Source organism: Streptomyces sp. P1-3 (assembly GCF_050613155.1).
Taxonomy (GTDB): domain Bacteria; phylum Actinomycetota; class Actinomycetes; order Streptomycetales; family Streptomycetaceae; genus Streptomyces.
The window spans coordinates 5,779,201-5,798,813 of sequence record NZ_CP192512.1 but is presented as its reverse complement, the minus strand read 5'-3'; the positions used below and the strand labels follow the sequence as shown (position 1 = coordinate 5,798,813).

At 71.5% G+C, this 19,613-nt stretch carries 19 protein-coding genes; 10 read left to right on the top strand and 9 right to left on the bottom strand.

Annotated features, from left to right (window positions below; genetic code table 11):
* Positions 1 to 182 precede the first annotated feature (182 nt).
* Genes ACQUSR_RS24695 through ACQUSR_RS24685 form a run of 3 tightly spaced genes read right to left on the bottom strand, consistent with a single transcriptional unit; the run spans position 183 to position 861 of the window.
* Positions 183 to 467, bottom strand: coding sequence for a hypothetical protein (locus ACQUSR_RS24695; RefSeq protein WP_431044803.1), 285 nt, complete (start codon positions 465 to 467; stop codon positions 183 to 185).
* Complete coding sequence (locus ACQUSR_RS24690; RefSeq protein ID WP_431044802.1) at positions 464 to 697, bottom strand: hypothetical protein; 234 nt, start codon at positions 695 to 697, stop codon at positions 464 to 466. The genes ACQUSR_RS24695 and ACQUSR_RS24690 overlap by 4 nt, the downstream gene beginning before the upstream one ends.
* Complete coding sequence (locus ACQUSR_RS24685) at positions 694 to 861, bottom strand: hypothetical protein (RefSeq protein WP_431044801.1); 168 nt, start codon at positions 859 to 861, stop codon at positions 694 to 696. The genes ACQUSR_RS24690 and ACQUSR_RS24685 overlap by 4 nt, the downstream gene beginning before the upstream one ends.
* Before the next feature lie 236 nt (positions 862 to 1,097).
* On the opposite strand from ACQUSR_RS24685, the gene ACQUSR_RS24680 reads away from it, so the two are divergent.
* Together ACQUSR_RS24680 and ACQUSR_RS24675 are read left to right on the top strand one after the other, a co-directional pair.
* On the top strand, positions 1,098 to 2,282 hold the full coding sequence (locus tag ACQUSR_RS24680; RefSeq protein WP_431044800.1) for a helix-turn-helix domain-containing protein: 1,185 nt from the start codon (positions 1,098 to 1,100) through the stop codon (positions 2,280 to 2,282).
* Positions 2,283 to 2,519: 237 nt separating this feature from the next.
* Positions 2,520 to 2,948, top strand: a complete 429-nt coding sequence (locus ACQUSR_RS24675) for an excalibur calcium-binding domain-containing protein (RefSeq protein ID WP_431044799.1) — start codon at positions 2,520 to 2,522, stop codon at positions 2,946 to 2,948.
* Between the two features lie 47 nt (positions 2,949 to 2,995).
* On the opposite strand, the gene ACQUSR_RS24670 is transcribed toward ACQUSR_RS24675, so the two are convergent.
* A complete protein-coding gene (locus ACQUSR_RS24670) occupies positions 2,996 to 3,682 on the bottom strand; it encodes a sulfite exporter TauE/SafE family protein (RefSeq protein WP_431044798.1) in 687 nt (228 codons plus the stop codon).
* Between the two features lie 127 nt (positions 3,683 to 3,809).
* On the opposite strand from ACQUSR_RS24670, the gene ACQUSR_RS24665 reads away from it, so the two are divergent.
* Together ACQUSR_RS24665 and ACQUSR_RS24660 are read left to right on the top strand one after the other, a co-directional pair.
* Positions 3,810 to 4,361: a DinB family protein gene (locus ACQUSR_RS24665; protein ID WP_431044797.1), complete on the top strand. Its 552-nt coding sequence runs from the start codon at positions 3,810 to 3,812 to the stop codon at positions 4,359 to 4,361.
* 87 nt (positions 4,362 to 4,448) lie between these two features.
* The gene (locus ACQUSR_RS24660) at positions 4,449 to 5,132 is read left to right on the top strand and encodes a SixA phosphatase family protein (RefSeq protein ID WP_431044796.1); all 684 of its coding nucleotides are present in this window, start codon (positions 4,449 to 4,451) and stop codon (positions 5,130 to 5,132) included.
* Between the two features lie 28 nt (positions 5,133 to 5,160).
* Here the strand turns inward: ACQUSR_RS24660 and ACQUSR_RS24655 are convergent, their stop codons facing one another.
* The 3 genes from ACQUSR_RS24655 to ACQUSR_RS24645 form a co-directional block, all read right to left on the bottom strand.
* Positions 5,161 to 6,255, bottom strand: coding sequence for a magnesium and cobalt transport protein CorA (locus tag ACQUSR_RS24655; protein ID WP_431044795.1), 1,095 nt, complete (start codon positions 6,253 to 6,255; stop codon positions 5,161 to 5,163).
* A 245-nt stretch (positions 6,256 to 6,500) separates the two neighbouring features.
* Positions 6,501 to 7,403 carry an NAD(P)-dependent oxidoreductase gene (locus ACQUSR_RS24650; protein WP_431044794.1) on the bottom strand — a complete coding sequence of 301 codons (903 nt, stop codon included), beginning with the start codon at positions 7,401 to 7,403 and terminating at the stop codon, positions 6,501 to 6,503.
* A gap of 178 nt (positions 7,404 to 7,581) precedes the next feature.
* Positions 7,582 to 8,013, bottom strand: a complete 432-nt coding sequence (locus tag ACQUSR_RS24645) for an SPW repeat protein (protein WP_431044793.1) — start codon at positions 8,011 to 8,013, stop codon at positions 7,582 to 7,584.
* A 239-nt stretch (positions 8,014 to 8,252) separates the two neighbouring features.
* Here ACQUSR_RS24645 and ACQUSR_RS24640 point away from each other — a divergent pair, with 239 nt between their 5' ends.
* The 4 genes from ACQUSR_RS24640 (at position 8,253) to ACQUSR_RS24625 (ending at position 13,515) form a co-directional block, all read left to right on the top strand.
* Positions 8,253 to 11,360, top strand: a complete 3,108-nt coding sequence (locus tag ACQUSR_RS24640; RefSeq protein ID WP_431044792.1) for an AAA family ATPase — start codon at positions 8,253 to 8,255, stop codon at positions 11,358 to 11,360.
* A gap of 232 nt (positions 11,361 to 11,592) precedes the next feature.
* Positions 11,593 to 12,384, top strand: a complete 792-nt coding sequence (locus tag ACQUSR_RS24635) for a S1 family peptidase (protein ID WP_431044791.1) — start codon at positions 11,593 to 11,595, stop codon at positions 12,382 to 12,384.
* 246 nt (positions 12,385 to 12,630) lie between these two features.
* A complete protein-coding gene (locus ACQUSR_RS24630; protein WP_431044790.1) occupies positions 12,631 to 12,765 on the top strand; it encodes a hypothetical protein in 135 nt (44 codons plus the stop codon).
* A 96-nt stretch (positions 12,766 to 12,861) separates the two neighbouring features.
* On the top strand, positions 12,862 to 13,515 hold the full coding sequence (locus tag ACQUSR_RS24625; protein WP_431044789.1) for a winged helix-turn-helix domain-containing protein: 654 nt from the start codon (positions 12,862 to 12,864) through the stop codon (positions 13,513 to 13,515).
* Here the strand turns inward: ACQUSR_RS24625 and ACQUSR_RS24620 are convergent.
* Positions 13,512 to 14,750 carry an RNA-guided endonuclease InsQ/TnpB family protein gene (locus tag ACQUSR_RS24620; RefSeq protein ID WP_431044788.1) on the bottom strand — a complete coding sequence of 413 codons (1,239 nt, stop codon included), beginning with the start codon at positions 14,748 to 14,750 and terminating at the stop codon, positions 13,512 to 13,514. The genes ACQUSR_RS24625 and ACQUSR_RS24620 overlap by 4 nt on opposite strands.
* A 304-nt stretch (positions 14,751 to 15,054) precedes the next feature.
* Here ACQUSR_RS24620 and ACQUSR_RS24615 point away from each other — a divergent pair, with 304 nt between their 5' ends.
* On the top strand, positions 15,055 to 15,588 hold the full coding sequence (locus ACQUSR_RS24615; protein WP_431044787.1) for a hypothetical protein: 534 nt from the start codon (positions 15,055 to 15,057) through the stop codon (positions 15,586 to 15,588).
* Positions 15,589 to 15,660: 72 nt separating this feature from the next.
* Here ACQUSR_RS24615 and ACQUSR_RS24610 read toward each other — a convergent pair whose 3' ends face one another.
* On the bottom strand, positions 15,661 to 17,904 hold the full coding sequence (locus tag ACQUSR_RS24610) for an MMPL family transporter (RefSeq protein WP_431044786.1): 2,244 nt from the start codon (positions 17,902 to 17,904) through the stop codon (positions 15,661 to 15,663).
* Positions 17,905 to 18,188: 284 nt separating this feature from the next.
* Here ACQUSR_RS24610 and ACQUSR_RS24605 point away from each other — a divergent pair, with 284 nt between their 5' ends.
* Positions 18,189 to 19,475 (top strand): sensor histidine kinase, encoded by a 1,287-nt coding sequence (locus tag ACQUSR_RS24605; RefSeq protein ID WP_431044785.1) that lies wholly within the window; start codon positions 18,189 to 18,191, stop codon positions 19,473 to 19,475.
* Positions 19,476 to 19,613 lie beyond the last annotated feature (138 nt).

The following is a 19,613-nucleotide window of genomic DNA, read 5'->3' as shown; positions in this document are numbered from 1 at the left end:
GGTCCGCCTGTGGGCCGTCGGCCGTGTTCTTCCGTTCTTGGAAGGCGCGGCCGACGGCCTTTTCTGTGGGCGGCGTTCAGGCCGCGACCGGCGCCGCGCCGTCGTCCCCTGCAACCGTTCCGAACACGGCGTCGATGGCCTTGCGGGCACCCGCAGGCGCAGAGCACAGCCGGAGCGGGCGTCTACGCGGGCGCCTGCGCGCCTTGGGCGTCGATCTCCCTGTATGGGTTGCCGGGCGCCGGGGTCACGCGCCAGAACGTCTCGGCCGTGGCCTTGAACTGCCGGTGACCAGGGTTGCGGCCCGTGTGCTTGAGCGCCCACACCTCCACAGGGACACGGGAGTTGTCGGATGCGTCCGACGCTTCACCGCAGGACACACAGACGGCGGAGAAGATCGCCTCCGGGGCGCCCTCGCCAGTTTCCGGGCCCAGAGCCCAGTCGGCAGCCCTCATGATCGAACGCGTCACAGCGCCCACCTGCTCCGTCGGTTTGCGTCGGCCACCTTGGCGCGCAGCGCGTTGGCCTCGGTGTACGGCTGGACGTCGCCGACGGGTACGGTCCATTCCTTTCCGCCGCCGCGCGGGCGGAGCCACACCCACCCGTGTGTACGGGCCATGACGACGCCTACGAGGTTGCGCTGGACGTCCAGAGCCAACGCCCCGACCTCCGGCGCCTGCGAGCCTTCTTGGGCGTTCACCGGGGCACCTCCGGCAGGAAGTCGACTCCCGTGGTCGCCATCACGAGCGCGCGGCGGGGCCTCCGCCGTTGCTGCCGTTCCTCATGCGCCACGCGGTAGGGGCGCACTAGGGCGAGCGCGTCGCCGTCCACCGCGGACAGCTCGACCGCCTCCCGGTGGCACATCGGTGCCCGGCGAGCGGGAGCCGCTGCGCAGCCGCGCCTGTGCCTGCCGGGCGTACGCGGCCCTAACAGAACCACTCTCACCCATTCGAGGGCATGTGATAGGTGTTGCATGTCGACGCTCCTTGTCAGCGTTGGCCACGCCCCGGGGCCGGTAGGACGGTCGCCGGGGTCTCTCGTGTCCAGTCAACGGCGTAATGGACGCGCCCACTTGCACACTTCTTGCACACATGCCGTGCGTGACGCACATCGCTCATGGCAGCCTGGAGGGCATGAACGGCACGGTTCCCGGTCCTGGTACGAACGTCGCGAAGGTACGGAAGGAACACGAGCTGAGTCAGGTGGCGCTCGCCCGGAGAGCGGGCGTGTCTGTCTCACTGTTGAGCAAGATCGAAATTGGTGATCGTGCTCTGACTCAGGGCGTGGCCGCATCACTCGCCCGCGCCATGGGCCTCACGCTCGACGAGTTGCTAGGCCGAGCACCTGAGGCCAATCTTTCGGACCTTAATCACGCAATTCGCCGTTTCGATATCCCAGGAGAACCACCAGCCGAGCCCGAACGGTTACAGCGGGAAGTCGATGAGCTGAACAACCTTCGATGGAATACTGAACTTACGAAGGTGCTGGCGAAGCTTCCGTCGTTGCTATCGCGGGCAACCAATCACGCCCATGCATCGGGATCTCCGCGCGCGTGGACACTCGTAGCAGACATCTATGGTGTGGTCTATTGGCTTGCCGCTCGGTATCGCTGGATGCATCTCGCTGAACTAGCCACGATGAAACAGCACATGGCTGCCGAGAGAGCCGATCCGATCGCGGCTATCGTGGCGGCGCGTGATGACGCCGGAACATTCCTCAACTCCGGAGATTTCTCTGGGGGGCTCGCGGTAATCGACCGCGCTATTGTGCAAGCAGAATCAACACTGACGGGACGAGAGCGCGCTTTCGGCCTTGGAATCCTGCATCTGCGCGGCTTGACACTCGCTGGGCGCCTTATGGACAAGCAAACCACTGGCAGGCACATTCAGGCGGCATGGCGCGTAGCGGAGGGCTTCTCGGAAGACATCGCGGAACACGGTATCCACTTCGGGCCGCAAAACACCGCAACACACGTCATTTCGACGTCATCCGACATGGAGCAACACCGAATCGCCCTTGAAACGGGCGATGACCTCATTCGCGGTGGCCTCGCTCTTCCCGCAACCCGAGTTGCACCACTCTATATGAACCTGGGACGCTCACAGCTTGCACTCGGGGACCGAGACGGCGCCCTGGAATCCCTGGAGAAGGCATGGGACGTCGCACCAGAAATGGCCGCCGTGCACCCGACCAGTTTGGAGATTATGCGAGTGCTGGTGTCACTCCACAAGAGGAGCGACCCGCGCCTGACGAAGATTGCCAAGCGGGCCGGGATCATGTTCTGAATCGCGCCGGCCCCTAAAACACAGATATGGGCTCCGGTACCGCGCCGCCAGTAGGCGTGAGGGCGGGGCGGGTCCGCCCCGCCGAAGTGAGACAGGCCCCGCAGCACAGCGCCCGCGGGGCACTCGCACGTTACGGCTAACCTGCGCCCTCCCCGGTGCTGCGCCCCCGAATGGCGGTCTCAGTCATCCCGCCCCACGCTGGAAAGACGTACAACCCGCAAACGCCGGGAGGCCACCATGCCGGACTGGCCACCGCAGCAGCCGCGGCCCGAGCCAGAGTCACGGCGGCACAGACCACGCGCCGTCAAGATTGCGCTGGCCATATTGGGTGGCCTCGCAATCCTGTTCATCGGCGTAGGCATCGGACTCGCGGGGCAGGACGAGGAACCCGATGGGGGCGAACCGGCACCTACAGCCACCGCCACGGCAACAGTGACCCGCACAACAGCGCCCACAGCAACCGTGACAGTGACACGAACTGCGTCGGCAGCGCCCGCGGCCACCGTGACCGAGACAGTGACGCAGACCGCCCCAGGGGGTGGGGCAACCTTCTTCTACGAGAACTGCGATGCAGCCCGTGCGGCTGGCGCAGCACCCGTGCGGAGCGGCGACCCGGGTTACGGACCACACCTGGATGCGGACAATGACGGCGTCGGCTGCGAGTGATGACAGATCAGAGGGCCAGACCTGCATTACTTCCGAGCACGGCGACGTCACAGGCCCCACAAGCCCTTGGCCATCGTGGAGAAGCCGCCGACCAGGGCGAGCAAGAGGAGGAGCAGTCGGGCCGTCTTCTCCGGGATGCGCTCCGCGAGTGCCTTTCCCATGGCGGCGCCCACCGCCATTCCGGCTATGGCCAGCCCCCAGACGGAGCCGCCGAGTCGCGGAACGCCGTGGGTGGCGACGGAGAAGACGTTGACCATGACCCCGTAGAACTGGGCATTGGGCACGAACTCCCGGACCGTCCAGCCGGCGTTCACCGCGTAGAGGGAGACCGGTGGCCCGCCCACCCCGGCCGAGGAGTTCATGAAGCCGCCCACGGCGCCCGCGGTCAGGGCTCCTTTGGTCCCGCGCAGGGCGGGCACCTGGGCGCCTCGCATCACCAGCAGCACGGCTGCGGTTACCAGTGCGCCCATTCCGGCCAGCAGCGCGGGTTCCGGCAGCCGGGCGGCCACCCACGTGCCGGCGGGGACGGTGCACGCGGACGCGACGACCAGCGGAACCATCGCCCTGGGGCGCACCCGCCGCCAGCCGCCCGCGAGCCCCACCATGCTGATGGCTCCGGCCCCGCAGTTGGCGGGGACGACACCCTCGGCGGGGCCGAGCGCCAGGACGAGAGCGGGTACCGCGATGAGCGCGAACCCCATCCCCGTCAGCCACTGCACGGACGCACCCATCATGATGATGCCGCCCAGCAGCAGCTCGGCCGCCCAACCTCCCGCCAGAGGCGGCTCCTTGTGGGTTTCCGCTCATGCGTGATCCCGGAAATCCTCCACACGGCGAGCGGAGATCATCAATGATGGCGGTATGACAAGCCCACGCAGACGAGCGGAGATGTTCATCAGCACCGGGCGTGATGACCGGCTCAGCGCTCCTGCCACCGGCGACGAGCGAAGCATGCTCGTCGGCTTCCTGCGGTCTCAGCGCGTGACGCTGGAGCTGAAGTGCTCGGGCCTGGAGGCCGAGTTGTCCCGGCGGGCCGTGGCGCCCTCCACGCTCTCACTCCTCGGACTGGTCCGGCACCTCGCCGATGTGGAGCGCCGCTGGTTCCGGCGGCTCATGGCCGGACAGGACGCGCCGCCCCTCTTCTCCTCCGAGGCCAACCCCGACGAGGACTTCGACGGTGCGGTGGCCGATCCCGCGGTCGTCGCCGCGGCCTGGGACGCGTGGCGTACCGAGGTGGCGTTCGCCGATGCCTTCGTCGCCGACGCCCCCGACCTCGACCTCGTGCGCGAGGACTCGTGGCGCGGACCCGTGTCGTTGCGCTGGGTGCTCATCCACATGGTCGAGGAGTACGCCCGGCACAACGGGCACGCCGACCTGCTCCGTGAGCGGATCGACGGGGCGATAGGGGTGTGACGGGGGTGGTTCGGTCGGCCCGGTTGTAAGGCCGTGGTCCGGGCGGCCCGGTTGTAGGGCCGTGGTCCGGGCGGAAGACTGGGAGCTGTGCAAGAGGTGGACGAAGCGGACGTACGGTGGCTGGTCCTCCTGCGGCACGCCAAGTCCGCGTGGCCCGACGGCGTGGACGACCAGGAGCGGCCGCTCGCGCCGCGCGGCCGCCGGGACGCCCCAGCCGCCGGCCGGTGGCTGCGCGACGTCGGCCGTGTGCCGGATCTCGCCATCTGCTCCCCGGCCCGCCGCACCCGCGAGACCTGGGAACTCGCCGCCAGGGAACTCGGTCCGGCCGTGCCGCCTGGCAGCCCGGAGCACGTCGTCGGCGGACTTGGCCCGGCCGTCCCGCCCGGCAGCCCGGAACCCGCCGCCGAAGAATTCGGCGCTGCCGCCCCGCCCGGCAGCCCGGAGCCCGCCGCCGAAGAATTCGGCGCCGCCGCCCCGCCGGTCAGCTACGAACCGCGGCTCTACGCCGCTACCGCCCCGGCCCTGATCGACGTCGTACGCGAGACCCCGGCCGCCCTCGGGACGCTGCTGCTGATCGGCCACAACCCGGGCATGCAGGAGCTGACGCTGCGGCTCGCCGGCGATGCGGTCGGCGATGCCCTGGAACGGGCTGAGGCGAAGTTCCCCACGTCCGCCATCGCGGTGCTGGCGTGGCACGGCACGTGGTCGCAGCTCGCGCCGGGTCGCGCGCGGCTGGTGCGGTTCGCCGTACCGCGGGGCGCGAAGCGCTGACCGCCGCGCTACCGCGCCGTCCAGCAGGTCACAGCCACCCGTTCCGCCGGAAGCAGCGGTGGAGGACGACGCAGGCCAGCGCGGTGAGGCCGAGGACGAGCGGGTAGCCGTAGGTCCAGCGGAGTTCGGGCATGTGGTCGAAGTTCATCCCGTACACGCCAAAGACCATGGTGGGTACGGCCAGGATCGCCGCCCACGCGGTGATCTTGCGCATGTCCTCGTTCTGGGCGATGCTCACCTGCGCCAGCTGGGCCTGGAGTATCGAGTTCAGCAGTTCGTCGAAGGCGGCGATCTGCTCGGTGGCCTGGGTCAGGTGGTCGGAGACGTCCCGGAAGTACGTCCTGATCGCCGGTGCCACCACCGGTATCGGCCGGGTGGCGAGCATCTGCAACGGCTGGTGCAACGGGGCCACGGCCCGCTTCAGCTCCAGCAGTTCGCGCTTGAGCTGGTAGGTACGGGCGGGGTCGGCGCCCCGCCCGCCGTCCGCGGCGAACACGTCCGTCTCGACCTGGTCGAGGTCGGCCCGTACCGCGTCGGTGACCGTCAAATAGCCGTCGACGACATGGTCGGCGATCGCGTGCAGCACCGCGGACGGGCCTTTGGCCAGTTGTTCGGGTGCGGACTCCAGGTCCTCGCGCAGCGGGCCCAGGGAACCGTGCCGACCGTGTCGTACGGTGATGACGAAGTCACGGCCGGTGAACACCATGATCTCGCCGGTGTCCACCACCTCGCTGGTCGCGGTCAGTTCCTCGTGCTCGACGTAGCACACGGTCTTGAACACGGCGAACAGCGTGTCGCCGTACCGTTCCACCTTCGGCCGCTGGTGGGCGTGGACCGCCTCCTCCACGGCCAGGGGGTGGAGCCCGAAGAACTCGCTGATCCCGGCGAACTCCCGCTCGGTGGGCTCGTGCAGCCCGAGCCAGACGAATCCGTCGCCGGTCTTGCGTACGTACTCGACCGCCTCCACCACCGAGTCGCATCCGGGCTGCCGGGCGCCGTCCCGGTACGTCACGCAGTTCACCACCGCGCTGCCCAGCGGGGAGCGGGCGGGATGGCTCAGATCCACGCGGCGGCGCGGAGCCGCCAGCCGCGCGACTTTCCGGAGGGTGCCGACCATCGACATACAGGGCTCCTTCGCAGGGGCCCGCCATTTTGCCAGCACGACGCGACACCGCGGGATGGCACCACCGTGTGGCGAATGGCACCGCCGTGTGCCGATACGGGCAGGGCTCCCGGGGCGGCTCGGGCTCCGCCCCGGGAGACCCGGCCCGCCCCGGCCCGCCCCGGCTCGAACCGGTGCCCGCCCACAGGTCACCCCAGGTCGAACCGGTGCCCGCCCACGGGTCGCCCCGGTCGAACCGGTCACGCTCAGCGCGCGTGCAGCAACTCCACGACACCGGCCATGTCCTCGGCCCCGTGGCCGTCCGCCACCCGCCGCTTCATCAGCGCGTGCAGCGGAGCGAACAGCTCGGCGCTGACGCCCTGGGCACGGCTCACGTCGCCGATGCTGTCGTTCGCGACCTGCATGGCGAGGTTGGACCCGGTCGCGGAGTAGTCGCCGGAGTCGATCTGGGCGGCCATCTGCGGCAGCGACGCGCTCATGGCGTGCAGCCACGGCACCAGCAGCGTCGACGTGAACTCCTCCACGGGCCGGCCCGCCGAGCGCATCAGCGCCGCCGCGTGCAGGAAGCCGCCGATCATCCCGTACATCCCGGCCAGCAGCGAGAGGTCGTTAAGCGGCGCGAGACCGGGGTCCTCACCGACGAAGACGCTGCGCCCGAAGACCTCCAGCACCGGCTGGTGCGCCGTGAACGCCGCGCTGGAGCCGCTGTACAGCAGGACGGCGTCAGGCCCGCCGATCATGACGGGAACGGCCATGATGCCGCCGTCGAGGTAGTCGGCGCCCAGCGCCGCGACCCGCTCGGCCATGGCGCGGCCGTCCTCGGGCGCGCCGTTGGTGAGGTTCACGACGACGCGCCCCTTGAGCGCGTCTCCGGCCTGCCGCTCCAGCAGGTCGGTGACCCCCGCGTAGTCGAGGACGCACACGATGACCAGGTCGGCGGCGGCCACCGCCGCGGCGACCGACTCCGCGTGGCGTGCGCCGTGTTCCACCAGCCCGGCGGCCTTGGCGGGCGTACGGTTCCAGACGGTCACCCTGTGCCCTCGCGCGAGCAGGGCGTCCGCCAGGGCCGTTCCCATGGCGCCCAGTCCGAGGACCGCTACGGAGGGCGCGCTGTCCGCGTCCCGAGACGCCGCGGAGGTGGTACTCATCTTCGACTCCCTTGATCTGCCGTTTCCTTGATCAGAGAGTCTTGGCGGGTACGGGAGCGGGGACAAGTACGCACTTTTATGTGCGTAGGACTCCGTGCGCAGGACGCCGACTCGTGTGCGTAGGCCGCCGTACGCGCCTCCCTCGGCAGGGAGGCGCGGTCGGCGGCCTACCGATGGTTCAGGTCGCGGTGGTGCGTGGTGTCTCCGTCCATGGCGCCGCGGCCCTGGTACCGGTACCGCGAGTGCTTCTCAGCGTCAGGGCGGCCGCGGCCACACCCAGCACGCAGGTGACCGCACCGACGACGACGTTGCTCCAGATGATCCCGACGGTGGGGGAGCCCAGGATGGCCCAGGAGGAGATGACCAGCCACAGGCCGGTCGGGATCAGGGTCCAGCTCAGGCCGTACATGCGCTGCGGCGCCAGCGTCAGCCCCAGACCCAGCACGGCGACGGAGAGGCCGATGATCAGGTTGTGCCATCTCATGTCCGAGTTGCCCGCGAATCCCACCACATACGGGGAGGCCGCGAGATACACACCGGCGAGCAGCACCGGACCGTCCAGGAAGACGACATCCCTGCCACCGGTCATCCGGGCGTACCGTTCCCGCATCTCGGAAACATCGGGATGGCCCGTAATATCACTGCGATGCGAGACGTCGGCCATTGCGACTCGCCTCCTTCGATCATGGAAGTCTGACCGAGCGATGCGATGAAGCACCGCCATGACCATTGTGCCCCTAGCCCGGGTTTATAGATAGATGTCCGATTGGTCGGACTCCGTGCTGAGGGGTGGGCGTACGTAGGGCACAGGGGGGGCGATGACCTGTGGAGCGAGATCGACACGAAGCCGTGGTCGGCAGAGCCGGGTTGCTGGCGCGAGCCCGCGGCCTGCTGGCGCGCGGCGGCGGCCTGCTGCTGCCGGGACCCGCCGGAATCGGCAAGTCCACCGTGCTGGCGGCGCTGGCCGACGACTACGCGGCGCAGGGCCATCTGCTGCTGCGCTGCTCCCCCACCGAGTCCGAGTCCCAGCTGCCCTTCCTGGCGCTGATCGACGCGCTCGGCCCGGTCGTGGCCGAGGTCTCCGGCGCCCTCCCCGCCGCCCAGCACGCTGTCTTGGACGCGGCGCTCACGGGCCGGCCGGGCGGGGTGGCGCAGCACGACGGGCTGGCGCTGCGGCTCGCGGTGCTCTCCGTGTTCCGCGCGCTGGCCGCCCGTACGCCCGTGTCCCTGGTCGCCGACGACCTCCAGTGGATGGACGAGCCGAGCGCGGAGTTGCTGGCCTTCGTCGCGCGGCGGGTCGGCGAGTTGCCCGTGCGCGTGATCGGCGCGGTACGGACCGCGGCCACCGCGGAGCCGTGGGACCGTGACGGCGCGCCATGGGACCAGGGCAGAGAGCCCTGGTACCGGGACGGCGGCGTGGGCGGAGAGTCCTGGGACCGCGAGGGCGCGGAGGGGCTCGGACGCGCCCTGCGGGTGCTGCCGCCGCCGGCCCGGGTGCTGCCCGTCCCTCCGCTCAGCCCCGGCCAGGTGACGGAACTGCTGCGCCGACGAAGACGCCCGGCGCTGCCCGGCGCCGTGCTGCGCGAGATCCACCGGGCCAGTGGCGGCAACCCGCTGTTCGCCCTGGAGCTCGGGCGCGCGCTGGCCGAGCGCGGCACCCCGCCGCGCCCCGGCGACCCGCTGCCCGTACCGACCAGCCTGCGCAGCCTGGTCCTGGACCGGCTCCGCGCGCTGCCGTCCGAGGCGCGCCGCACCCTGCTGATCGCCGCGGCGGGCGCCCGCCCCAGCCTCGCCCTGCTGCGCGACGCCGACCGCCCCGACGCCGAGGCGGAGCTCGCCGCGGCGGCCGCCCTGGGCATCGCCGGGACCGGCGACGACCTGACCGTACGGTTCGCGCATCCGCTCATATCCGCCGCGCTCTACGCCGAGGCGGGCCCGCACGACCGGCGGGCCGCGCACATCGCGCTCGCCCGCGCCTCCACCGACCCCATCGAACGCGCCCGCCACCTGGCGCTGGCCACCCCCGGCCCCGACGAACAGGTCGCCGCCACCCTCGCGCGGGCCGCGGCCGTCGCGCGCGAGCGCGGCGCGCCCGGCGCGGCCGCCCGGCTGGGCCTGTTCGCCGCCGAGCGCACCCCCTCGCACGACACCGCGGCGGCGACCGGCCGGCGGCTGGACGCGGCCGAGGACGCGCTGGTGGCGGGCGAGCCGGAGTTGGCCCAGCAGACCGCGCAGGAGGTGCTCGCCGAGGCCTCGCGCCCCGCCGACCGGGTACGGGCGTGGATCGCGGTGATCGACTCGGCGGGGCAGGCGATGGCGGACGTGGACGACGTCTTCCCCCAGGCACTGGCGGACGCGGGCGACGACCCGCGGCTGCTGGCGCCGCTGCGCTACCAGTTGGCGTGGCACGCCCTGCTGGCCGGGGGTTCGCCGCCGCGGGCCCGTACCGAGGCCGCGCGGGCCGCCGCGCTCGCCGCCGAGGCCGCCGACCGGCGCACCGAACTGCTCGCCCTGTCCCTGCAAGCGCTGACCGAGGCGGTGACGGGGCATGAGGACGCGGACCGCACGCTGGCCGCGGCGCTGGCCGAGCCGCAGGACCCACGGGTGACCTGCGACCACAACGGGCCCGTCGCCATCCGGTTCCGTCTGCTCCTGATGAGCGACCGGCTGGACGAGGCGCGGGCCGCGATCAGCGGACTGGTACGGCTGGCCGCTCGGCGCGGCGCGGTCGAGAGCCAGCTGCTGTTCCTGCGCGGGCTGGCGGAGACCGAACTGCGCGCCGGGCGCTGCGCGGTGGCGCTGACGCACGCGCACGACAGCCTGCGGCTGGCCCGCGACGCCGGGGTCGGCGAGGGGCCCGTGCTGCATCTGACCGCGCTCGCCGAGGCGGCGGGTGGGAGCGTGCCGCGCGCCCTGGCCCTGGCTCAGGAGGCGGTGCACAGCGCGGAGGAGGACGGGGACCTGATCTATCTGGCCCGCGGTCTGGCCGCGCTCGGCCACGCCCGGTTGACCGGCGGCGACGCCGAGGGGGCGGTGGCCGCGCTGCGCCGGGTCCGGGACATGGAGCACGGGCAGGGGGTGACCGACCCGGCCCGGGGCCGGTGGCACGGCGATCTCGCGGAGGCGCTGGTACGGGTCGGTGAACTCGCCGAGGCCCGCGAACTCGTCGCGAGCACCCGCGCCGCCGCCACCCGGCTGCGCAGGGCCGGGGTGCTGGCCGTGCTGAACCGCGCCGAGGCGCTGGTACGGGCCGGGTACGGGGACCTGGACGGGGCGGCGGCGCAACTGCGGACGGCCGCCCGCGAACTGGGCGCCCTGGGCTGTCGCGTGGAGGAGGGCCGGGCGCGGCTGGCGCTGGGCCTGGTGGAGTCGCGGCGCGGCGAGCCGGCGGCGGGCGCGGCGGCGTACGAGGAGGCGACGCGGGTCTTCCGCCGGGCCAAGGCCCTGCCGTGGCTGGACCAGGCGTCGGCGGCCCGCGCGCGCCTCGCGGACACGGGCCGTATGCCGGGACCGGACGCGCACCATACGCCGGGACCGGACACGGGCCGTACACCGGGACCGGACGCCGGATCGGACGTGGTGCCAGACGCGGGCCCGGGCTTGCGCGTGGGTGCGGGCGTGGGCGTGGGCGTAGGGGCAGGCGTGGGCTTGAGAGTGGGCGCGGTGGGGGGCGCGGCATTGGGGCCGGAGGCGGAGGCCACGGGCAGCGAGACCCGGCCCGAGCTCTCCGGCAGCGGCGCGGACGCCCCGCCGGCCCCCCGCATGCTGGACATCCTCGCCGAGATGGAGCGGCGCGTGGCCGCCCTCGTCCTGGAGGGGGCGACCAACCGGGAGATCGCCGAGCGGCTGTTCATCAGCGTCAAGACGGTCGAGGCCACGCTGACCAGGGTCTACCGCAAGCTGGGTATCCGTTCGCGGGTCGACATCGTGCGGCTGGCATCGCGCGGCGGGGAGTGACCGGGCGGCCACAGCGCGCCGACGAAGGGCCTTATAGGGGCACGGACATGGGGTTCTCCCTATGTCCGGATACGAGGGACACCCCTCATTGGTCCGGGGCGGTGCGGCTTCTAGCCTGACGGCCAGTCGACGACGAAGTCGATCAGTCTCCCGCCCGGTGCATGTGACGCATCTGGTGCGTCACCCCCCACCACCGGCGGAAGCCCCCCACCATGACGCTCTGAGGAGATTCATGTCTTTCGCACTCCCCCGCCGTGTCAAGGCCGTCGCAGCCGCGGCCGCCGCCACCGCTGCCGCCGCCGTCGGTCTGTCGGCCACCACCGCCCAGGCCGCCCCGCAGCCGATCGTCGGCGGTACGAACACCACCGCGAGCGCTTACCCGTACGTCATGCAGATCACGGACGCCGACGAGAACCAGTTCTGCGGCGGCACGCTCGTCACGCCGACGAAGGTCGTCACCGCCGCGCACTGCGTGAACGGCGACTCCCCCGCCAACGTCCGTGTCGTCGGCGGCCGTACCTACCGCAACGGCACCAACGGCACCGTCGCCAAGGTCAGCAAGATCTGGGTCCACCCGTCGTACCAGACCGTCACCAAGGGCGACGACGTGGCCGTGCTGACGCTGTCGACGGCGATGCCGTACACCACGGCCAAGTACGTGTCCTCGTCCGAGACCGGCATCTACGCGGAGGGCGCCACCGCCCGCATCGTCGGCTGGGGCACCACCAGCTCGGGCGGCCAGTCCTCCAACCGGCTGAAGACCGCGACCGTTCCGGTCACCTCGGACAGCTACTGCGCCAACGCGTACGGCGGCCGCTTCATAGCCTCCGACATGGTGTGCGCGGGCTACGACGAGGGCGGCGTCGACACCTGCCAGGGCGACAGCGGCGGCCCGCTGATGATCAACGGCCGGCTCGCGGGCGTCGTGTCCTGGGGCGACGGCTGCGCGGACCCGGGTGTGCCGGGCATCTACACCCGTCTGACCACCTTCTCCAGCCTGGTCACGCAGCAGGTCAACTCCTGACGTGGCAAGCCGACTCCTGATGCGGTGGGTCGGCTCCTGACGCGGGGGGCCGGTTCCCGATGCGGGGGGCCGGTTCCCGACCCCGTGACGGTGCGGACGGCGGCGCGCGGCCGCCGTCCGCACCGTCCGCGCATGCGCGTTCGTCCGCGGCGAGGTCCGCCCCGGGGATCCAGGTGATCCAGGTGATCAAGGTGATCCGCAGCACGGGGCGGTCCGCGCGGCTCGGGTGTCTGCTTCAATAGGGGCATGGCCAGCCTCCACGACCACGGCACCGCGACGGGTCGCTTCGACCTCGAGCCGTTCTGGCCGTCCCGGCAGGCGCACCACTTCGACCGCGAGTGTTGCCGCGCGTCCCACGCGCGGGCCCGCTCGCACGGCTGACGCCACTTCTCGCGTCCGGTCGGCTCTCAGCCTCGGCGGCTCGTCCCGCGCACACGACGTCCTGACGACTCCTGCGCGAAAGAAGCTGACTCTCCCATGGCCAACGTCCGTTCTCTCGGCACTCCTTCCCCCGCCACTCCCGCCGGCACCTCGGCCACCGCGCCGCGGCCGAATCCGTACCAGCGCCCCCACGCACACTCGTACCCCCATGCGCACCGCCAGCGGCTGCGCGCCGTCACGGCGGACGAGGTGCCGCCGGTCGCCGAACTGCTGCACTCCGGCGCCACCTGGCTCCCCGCCCCCGCGCACACCGTGCCCGTGCTGCCCGGCCAGCCGCCGATGGTCGGCTACCTGGTGCTCGTACCGGCGGACCGGGTGGCTCCGGCACCCGGGGCGACCGACGCACCCGGGGCGACCGAAGCTCCCGTGGCACCGGCAGCGCAGGGCGACCAGCTCGTGCGGATCGACCCCGACCAGCGGACCGTGTGGGTCAAGGACCGGCTGCTCGATCTGACGTATCTGGAGTTCGAGTTGCTCGCGCATCTGGTCGCCCATCCGCACCGGGTGCACACCAGGGACCAGCTGGTGACGACGGTCTGGGGCTACGGACACGTGGGCGACGGCCGCACCGTGGACGTCCATGTCGCGCGGCTGCGCCGGAAGCTGGGCGCCGAGAACCGGGGCGCCATCGTGACGGTCCGGCGGGTCGGGTACAAGTACGTGCCGATCTCGTCAACTACCCGCCGCTAAAGCGCCGGGCTTGCGCAACGGGCATCACTGGCGGTGATGCTGCGTTTGCGTCCAGCCCCGCCCCGCTGGCGCGGTGGTGGGGCAGGGGCCGTTGACTGGGCCCCACGTCGCCACAACTCCCACGCGCGGGCGCGGATGTTGCGGGAGCCGTTCCGGTCTGCGTGCGCAACGACGCCGCAGGACCGGCATGCGAACCAGGCTTGCGAGACCCGGTTCGCCTTGTCGATGTGTCCGCATTCGGCGCAGGTGCGGGAGGTGTACGCCGGATCGACGTACACCACCGGTACTCCTGCCCGGCGGGCCTTGTACGCGATGAACGCCCCCAGCTGGGCGAAGGCCCAGCTGGAGTGGGTGGCCCGTTGGGGCTTCCTCAGCCGTACCCGCTCGCGGATGCCCGTGAGGTCCTCCAGGGCGATTCCGCGACCGGTGCGTTCTGCCTCGACCACCACATGTTTCGCGATTTTGTGGTTGATATCCTTCGCCCGCCGTGCTTCCTTACGGCGGCGCTTCTTCAGCCGCCGCCTCGCGGACGGGGTGTTCTTCTTCCGGAGCCTGGTGCGCAGACCACGCTCCCGGGCGCGGATGCGGTTGAGTTCACGCCCGGCCATGATCTCGCCGTCCGAGGTGGTGGCGATGTTGACGATGCCCAGGTCGATACCGAGGAAGTCCACCGGATCGGTGTTCGGCGGCGCCTCGGGGACCTCGCACGTGGCCAGCAGGAACCACATGCCATCCCAGCAGACGAGATCGGACTCGCCCCTGCGGTACAGCGCCAAGGTGGCCAGCTGCTCCGGGCTCGCGGTGAACGCCACGTCCTTCATCCGACCGCGCACCGTCCAGATGGACACGCGACGCTCGGGGATCTGCCAGGACAGCATCCGGTCGTCATAGGGCTGTGCACCCTCCGGGCGGAACCCGATCGGCTTCCCCGTCGCCTTCCGGTACCGCTTCGAGCCGGGCCTGCCCAAGTTCCCGGCCCTCAGGTTGGCCCGGAGCGTGGCATACGCGTCACACGTCTTCTTGATCACGTGCTGGGCGGCCTGCGCCCCCAGGTTCCACCGTGCTTTCACTTCGTCGTAGGTGAGGCGACGCAGCGCGAAGTTCTTCTTCACATCCTTTTCGAAAGCGACCCGACTGGCCCAGGTGGCGGCCTCGTTGCAGGCGCGCAGGGTCGCCTCAAGTGCCCTCACCTGTGCGGGTGTCGGCAGCAGCTTCACCTGCACCACCAGCTTCACACCCGCGACGCTATCCGACCCCCGGACCTTCCGCATTCGAACACAGAACATCTCCTCTGGTTCCCGCAAAGCCGTCCCGGTGCTCCGTACCGGATGCCGCCGCGGTGCTCCGCACTGCTCGCCCCAGGATGCGATTCCTCCCGGGCGTGAACGCCCGGGGTTCCTCGCAAGAACAGGCTGAACCGCGCCGACAGACCGGCCAAGTGGCTCCAAAGGGCGGCGGATTGCGTTCGGGAACGCCGGTATATCGTGACGCCGCTGCCCTGCGGGCCGCGTCCGCCGTCACCTGGCCGAGGAGTGCGCCGTGGAACTCGACCGTCTGTTGCCCTCGTACCACTTCCGTTCCCGCTTCCAGCGCCGCGTCGCGGCCGACCCGGACACCACGTGGCGCGCCTACCAGGAGCTGACCACCGAGGAACTGCCCTTCCTGCGGGCGCTGATGCGGGTGCGCGGGCTGGGCCGGGTGCGGCTGCGCGGGCCCGTCTCCCGGGCGTTCCCGGTGCCGCGGCTGACCATCGGCCCGTACGAGGAGGTACGGGGCCGGGCCGCGAAGTACTGGCGGCTGCGGGCACCGGCCGCCCGGATATCCCACCGCGACCCGGAGGCGTTCCGGGAACTGCGCGAGCCCGGCTGGGCCAAGGCCGCCATGGGCGTACAGGTCGTGCCGGACGGTGACGGCAGCGTGCTGAGCGCCGAGACCCGGGTCCTGTGCACCGACGGCCGCTCCCGTGCCGCTTTCACCGCGTACTGGGTGCTCATCGCGGGCGGGGCGGCCCTGATCCGGTGGGAACTGCTGCGCGCGACCGCCCGCCGCGCCGAGCGGCAGGCCAGGGCCTGACACGGCGCGCCGGGCGGCGGAACGAGCGGGGATCAACGGCTGACTGGCACCCGCGGCGGAACGAGCGGGGGCTCAGCGGCTCGCCGGCACCCGCGGCGGTCCGTCGGCCGCCCGCGGCTCCTCACCGTGGCTGAGGTCCGGCAGCCGGCGCAGCCAGCGCGGCAGGTACCAGGCGCGTTCGCCGAGCAGCGCCATGACGGACGGCAGTAGCACCATGCGGACGAGCGTGGCGTCCACCAGGACCGCGACCGCGAGGCCGACGCCCATCTGCTGCATGTCCTGCATCTGCAGCAGCGCGAAGACCGCGAACACGGTGACCATGATGGCGGCCGCGCCGGTGATCGACCCGGCCGTCGTCCGGATGCCTTCGCGGACGGCCTCCCGGGTAGCCAGTCCGCGGTCGTGGGCCTCGCGGATCCGGGAGACGACGAAGACGTGGTAGTCCATCGAAAGGCCGAAGAGCACCACGAGGACGAACAGCGGCATCCAGCTCTCGATGGCGCCCGCCTTCTCCATGCCGAGCGTCTCCGCGCCCCAGCCGTGCTGGAAGACCGCGGTCATCGTGCCGTACGCGGCGCCCACCGACAGCAGGTTGAGGACGATCGAGGCGATGGCGATGGGCAGGGACCGGAAGCAGACCAGCATCAGCAGGAAGGTCACGGCCGCTATGAAGAGGAAGACCGGCAGGATGTCGTCGCCCAGCTGATCGGTGAAGTCGACGGACTCGGCCAGCTCACCGGTGACGTACGCCTCCGTGGAGACCGCGCCGAAGCTCCGCGGGACGAGGTCGCGCAGCGTCTCCAGCGCCCGCTTGGAGGTGCCGTCCGAGCCGCTTCCGGTGAGCGGGACCTCGATCCGCGCCACACCTCGCGCCTTGTGCAGGGTGACGTCGACGGGCCGGCCGAAGACGCCGGCGGCCGCCGTCTCCTTCCTGAAGTCCGCGACGGCGGCGCGGAAGCCGGCCGAGGTGACGTCGTCGGCGCGGACCACGACCCGGGCCGGGGCGGGCCCGCCGGGGAAGGTCTCGTTGATCTCCTGGTACGCGATCGTGAGCGCGGCGTCCGAGCCGAACTGCTTCTCCAGGCCGAGGTTTTCGGCCTTCATGCCGAGCGCGGGGGCGGACAGGGCCAGGAGGAGCAGGCCCGCGGCCGCGCCGAAGAGCTTCGGGCGGGCCAGGACGGGCTTCATCAGCGCGCCGGAGAGGCCGCCGCCGACGTGCACGCCCTCGTGGAGGCCCTCGCGCACGCCCTCGTGGAGGCCTTCGCGGACGCCCTCGTGGGCGCCCTTCCTCCTCCGCCTGTTGAGGAACGGCACCCGGCCGGCGTCCGTCCGGTCGCCCAGCCAGGAGAGCATCGCGGGCAGCACCGTCACCGAACCGAGCATCGCCATCGCGACGACGAGGATGGTGGCGATCGCGAACCCCTTGAAGAGCGTCAGCCCGGACAGGAACATGCCCGCCATCGCCGCCATCACGGTGAGCCCGGAGACCAGCACGGCCCGGCCGCTGGTGGCCGCGGCGATACGCAGCGCGGTGCCGGCGTCGCGGCCCGCGGCGCGCTCGTCGCGCTCGCGCCGCAGGTAGAACAGGCAGTAGTCGACGCCGACGGCCAGTCCCATCAGGAACATCACCGAGTTGGTGGTCTCGAACAGCGGCAGCTGGTGGCTGACCAGGGCGAGCAGTCCGAACGTGGCCACGCAGGCGGTCACGGCCAGGAAGACCGGCAGCAGGGCGGCGACCAGGGCGCCGAAGACGACCAGGAGGATGCCCAGCGCCAGCGGCACAGCGGTGAACTCGGCCTTCTTGAGATCGTCGCTGAGCAGGTCGCCCAGCCACTTCTCCGCACTGGCGTCGCCGAACTGGTAGACCTTCAGGCCGTCGTGGCCGGACGCGGTGCGTTCGACCGCCTCCAGCACGGGCCCCACCCGGTCGGCCGCGGTGCCGGAATCGCCTTTCATCTCGAAGGCGATCAGCGCCTCGTGGCCGTCGCGGGAGCGGACCGGCGGTTGCAGGCCCCGCACCTCGCCGGTCTTCTCCAGACGTACGGCCAGCTCACGGGCGGCGTCCCGCCAGCCGTCGGGCTCGGCGCTGCGCACCATGACCGTCTCGGCCGCGGGCGTGTCGAGCCGGGCGTCCTCCAGGATCTTCTCGGCCCGCGCCGAGTCGCCCGCGCCGCCCTCGGAGTCGGTCATCTCCTTGCTGCCCGTGATGCCGCCGACCACGGCGGCCACCACGACGAACAGCAGCCATCCGATGATGGCCGTCTTGCGGTGGCGAGTGCTCCATCCGCCGAGCCGCGCCGCCAGATTCTGCCTCATGTCAGGATTCCCCCGAAGTGTCGATGTGCGGCGACCGCCGTGTGGCCGGAGACCGGATGAGTGGGGACTGGATGCGTCACGTCCTCGACGCTAGGAATCGGCGGCTCTCGCCCCCAGCCGCCGAGCACCCCGATCGGCCGTGACGAAAGGCCCCCTGGGGGGTGGTGCTGGCTACACCCCCGAGACGGGGGCGGGGGCCAGTGACCGATCATGGTCGTGGACCGCACACTGGTTGCGTCGCCCGAGGTCCGGGCGGCGCGGAGCGAGGCAACGGGGGTCATGGAATGAGGGTTGGCAGCGCGCTGCGGGCCGCCGTGCGGGGTCAGATGCTGGCGCTGATGACGTTGGTGTGCTCGATCACGCTGTCCGTGTTCACGGTGCTGTCGATCGCTCTGATACCGGTCGGGCTCGGCATCGTCACCACGCCTTACATGGTCGCCGCGCTGCGCAGGTACGCCACGTATCGACGCCGGCTGGCCCATCAGTGGGGCGGAGTGCGGATCGCTCAGCCGTACCGCCCGCTGCCCCCGGATCTGCGGGGTGGGTTCGTCGGGCAGGTGGAGCGCTGCGCGCTGTTGCTGAAGGACCCGGCCACCTGGCGCGACCTGCTGTGGCTGCAGATAGACATGACGGCCGGATGCGTGACGGCGATCCTGCCGCCCGGGCTGCTCGCCGAGGGCTTGTTCGGCTATGTGCTGGCGTCGGGTGTGTGGGAGCCGATCTACGACGCCGACGGCACGTACTGGTACGCGTTCGTCCCCGTCGACAGTCAGGCCACGGCGTTCCTCGCGGCGGGCCTGGGCACTATATGGATCGCGATCTCGCTGGCCTTCGGCCCGGCGATGCTGCGCGGGCACTTCCTGCTGACGCGCGCCTTCCTGGCCCCGACCCCGCGGATGTCCCTGTCGCAGCGGGTCGAGCGGCTGACGGTGACCCGGCATGACGCGCTGGACACCTCGGCCGCGGAACTGCGGCGGATCGAGCGGGATCTGCACGACGGCGCGCAGGCCAGACTGGTCGCCATGGGCATGAGCCTGGGCACGATCGAGGCGCTGATCGAGAAGGACCCGGCGAAGGCGAAGGAGTTGCTGGCCGCCGCACGGACGGACTCCGCCGAGGCGCTGGCCGAGCTGCGGGACCTGGTGCGCGGTATCCATCCGCCGGTGCTGGCCGAGCGCGGACTGGGCGACGCGGTGCGGGCGTTGGCGCTGCGGATGCCGCTGCGGGTGGAGGTCGAGGTGGAGCTGCCGGGCCGGGCCGAGGAGCCGGTCGAATCGGCCGCGTACTTCGCGATCAGCGAGGCGCTGGCCAACGCGGCGAAGCACTCCGGCGCGGAACGGGTCTGGCTGGATGTGACGTACGCGGACGGGTCGCTGCGGATCGCGGTCACCGACGACGGCCGGGGTGGCGCTGATATCACGGCGGGCTCGGGGCTGCGCGGGCTGGAGCGCAGGCTCGGCGCGTTCGACGGGGTGCTGGCGGTCAACAGCCCGGTGGGCGGCCCGACGATGGTGACGATGGAGATACCGTGCGCATTCTCCGGGAGCCCCCGCCCGTCCGGGGCGGCCTGACCTCTGGGGGCATCCTCGGTCCTAGTCGGGGGGGAGTTCGCCGGGGAGCTTGAGGCTCGACAACTGCCGCTAAGCCCCAGCCCTCCCCTCCCCCCGTCCGGCGATCGGCAACCAGGGCCCGGCGCGAAGCCCGGCTGC

Excerpts from the sequence above, each read along its gene's own strand:
- ACQUSR_RS24670 (WP_431044798.1), bottom strand. The coding sequence starts at position 3,682 with ATGATGGGTGCGTCCGTGCAGTGGCTGACGGGGATGGGGTTCGCGCTC.
- ACQUSR_RS24635 (WP_431044791.1), top strand. The coding sequence starts at position 11,593 with ATGTCTTTCGCACTCCCCCGCCGTGTCAAGGCCGTCGCAGCCGCGGCC.
- ACQUSR_RS24610 (WP_431044786.1), bottom strand. The coding sequence starts at position 17,904 with ATGAGGCAGAATCTGGCGGCGCGGCTCGGCGGATGGAGCACTCGCCAC.
- ACQUSR_RS24685 (WP_431044801.1), bottom strand. The coding sequence starts at position 861 with ATGTGCCACCGGGAGGCGGTCGAGCTGTCCGCGGTGGACGGCGACGCG.
- ACQUSR_RS24630 (WP_431044790.1), top strand. The coding sequence starts at position 12,631 with ATGGCCAGCCTCCACGACCACGGCACCGCGACGGGTCGCTTCGACCTC.
- ACQUSR_RS24655 (WP_431044795.1), bottom strand. The coding sequence starts at position 6,255 with ATGTCGATGGTCGGCACCCTCCGGAAAGTCGCGCGGCTGGCGGCTCCG.
- ACQUSR_RS24675 (WP_431044799.1), top strand. The coding sequence starts at position 2,520 with ATGCCGGACTGGCCACCGCAGCAGCCGCGGCCCGAGCCAGAGTCACGG.
- ACQUSR_RS24645 (WP_431044793.1), bottom strand. The coding sequence starts at position 8,013 with ATGCGGGAACGGTACGCCCGGATGACCGGTGGCAGGGATGTCGTCTTC.
- ACQUSR_RS24605 (WP_431044785.1), top strand. The coding sequence starts at position 18,189 with ATGAGGGTTGGCAGCGCGCTGCGGGCCGCCGTGCGGGGTCAGATGCTG.
- ACQUSR_RS24665 (WP_431044797.1), top strand. The coding sequence starts at position 3,810 with ATGACAAGCCCACGCAGACGAGCGGAGATGTTCATCAGCACCGGGCGT.
- ACQUSR_RS24650 (WP_431044794.1), bottom strand. The coding sequence starts at position 7,403 with ATGAGTACCACCTCCGCGGCGTCTCGGGACGCGGACAGCGCGCCCTCC.
- ACQUSR_RS24625 (WP_431044789.1), top strand. The coding sequence starts at position 12,862 with ATGGCCAACGTCCGTTCTCTCGGCACTCCTTCCCCCGCCACTCCCGCC.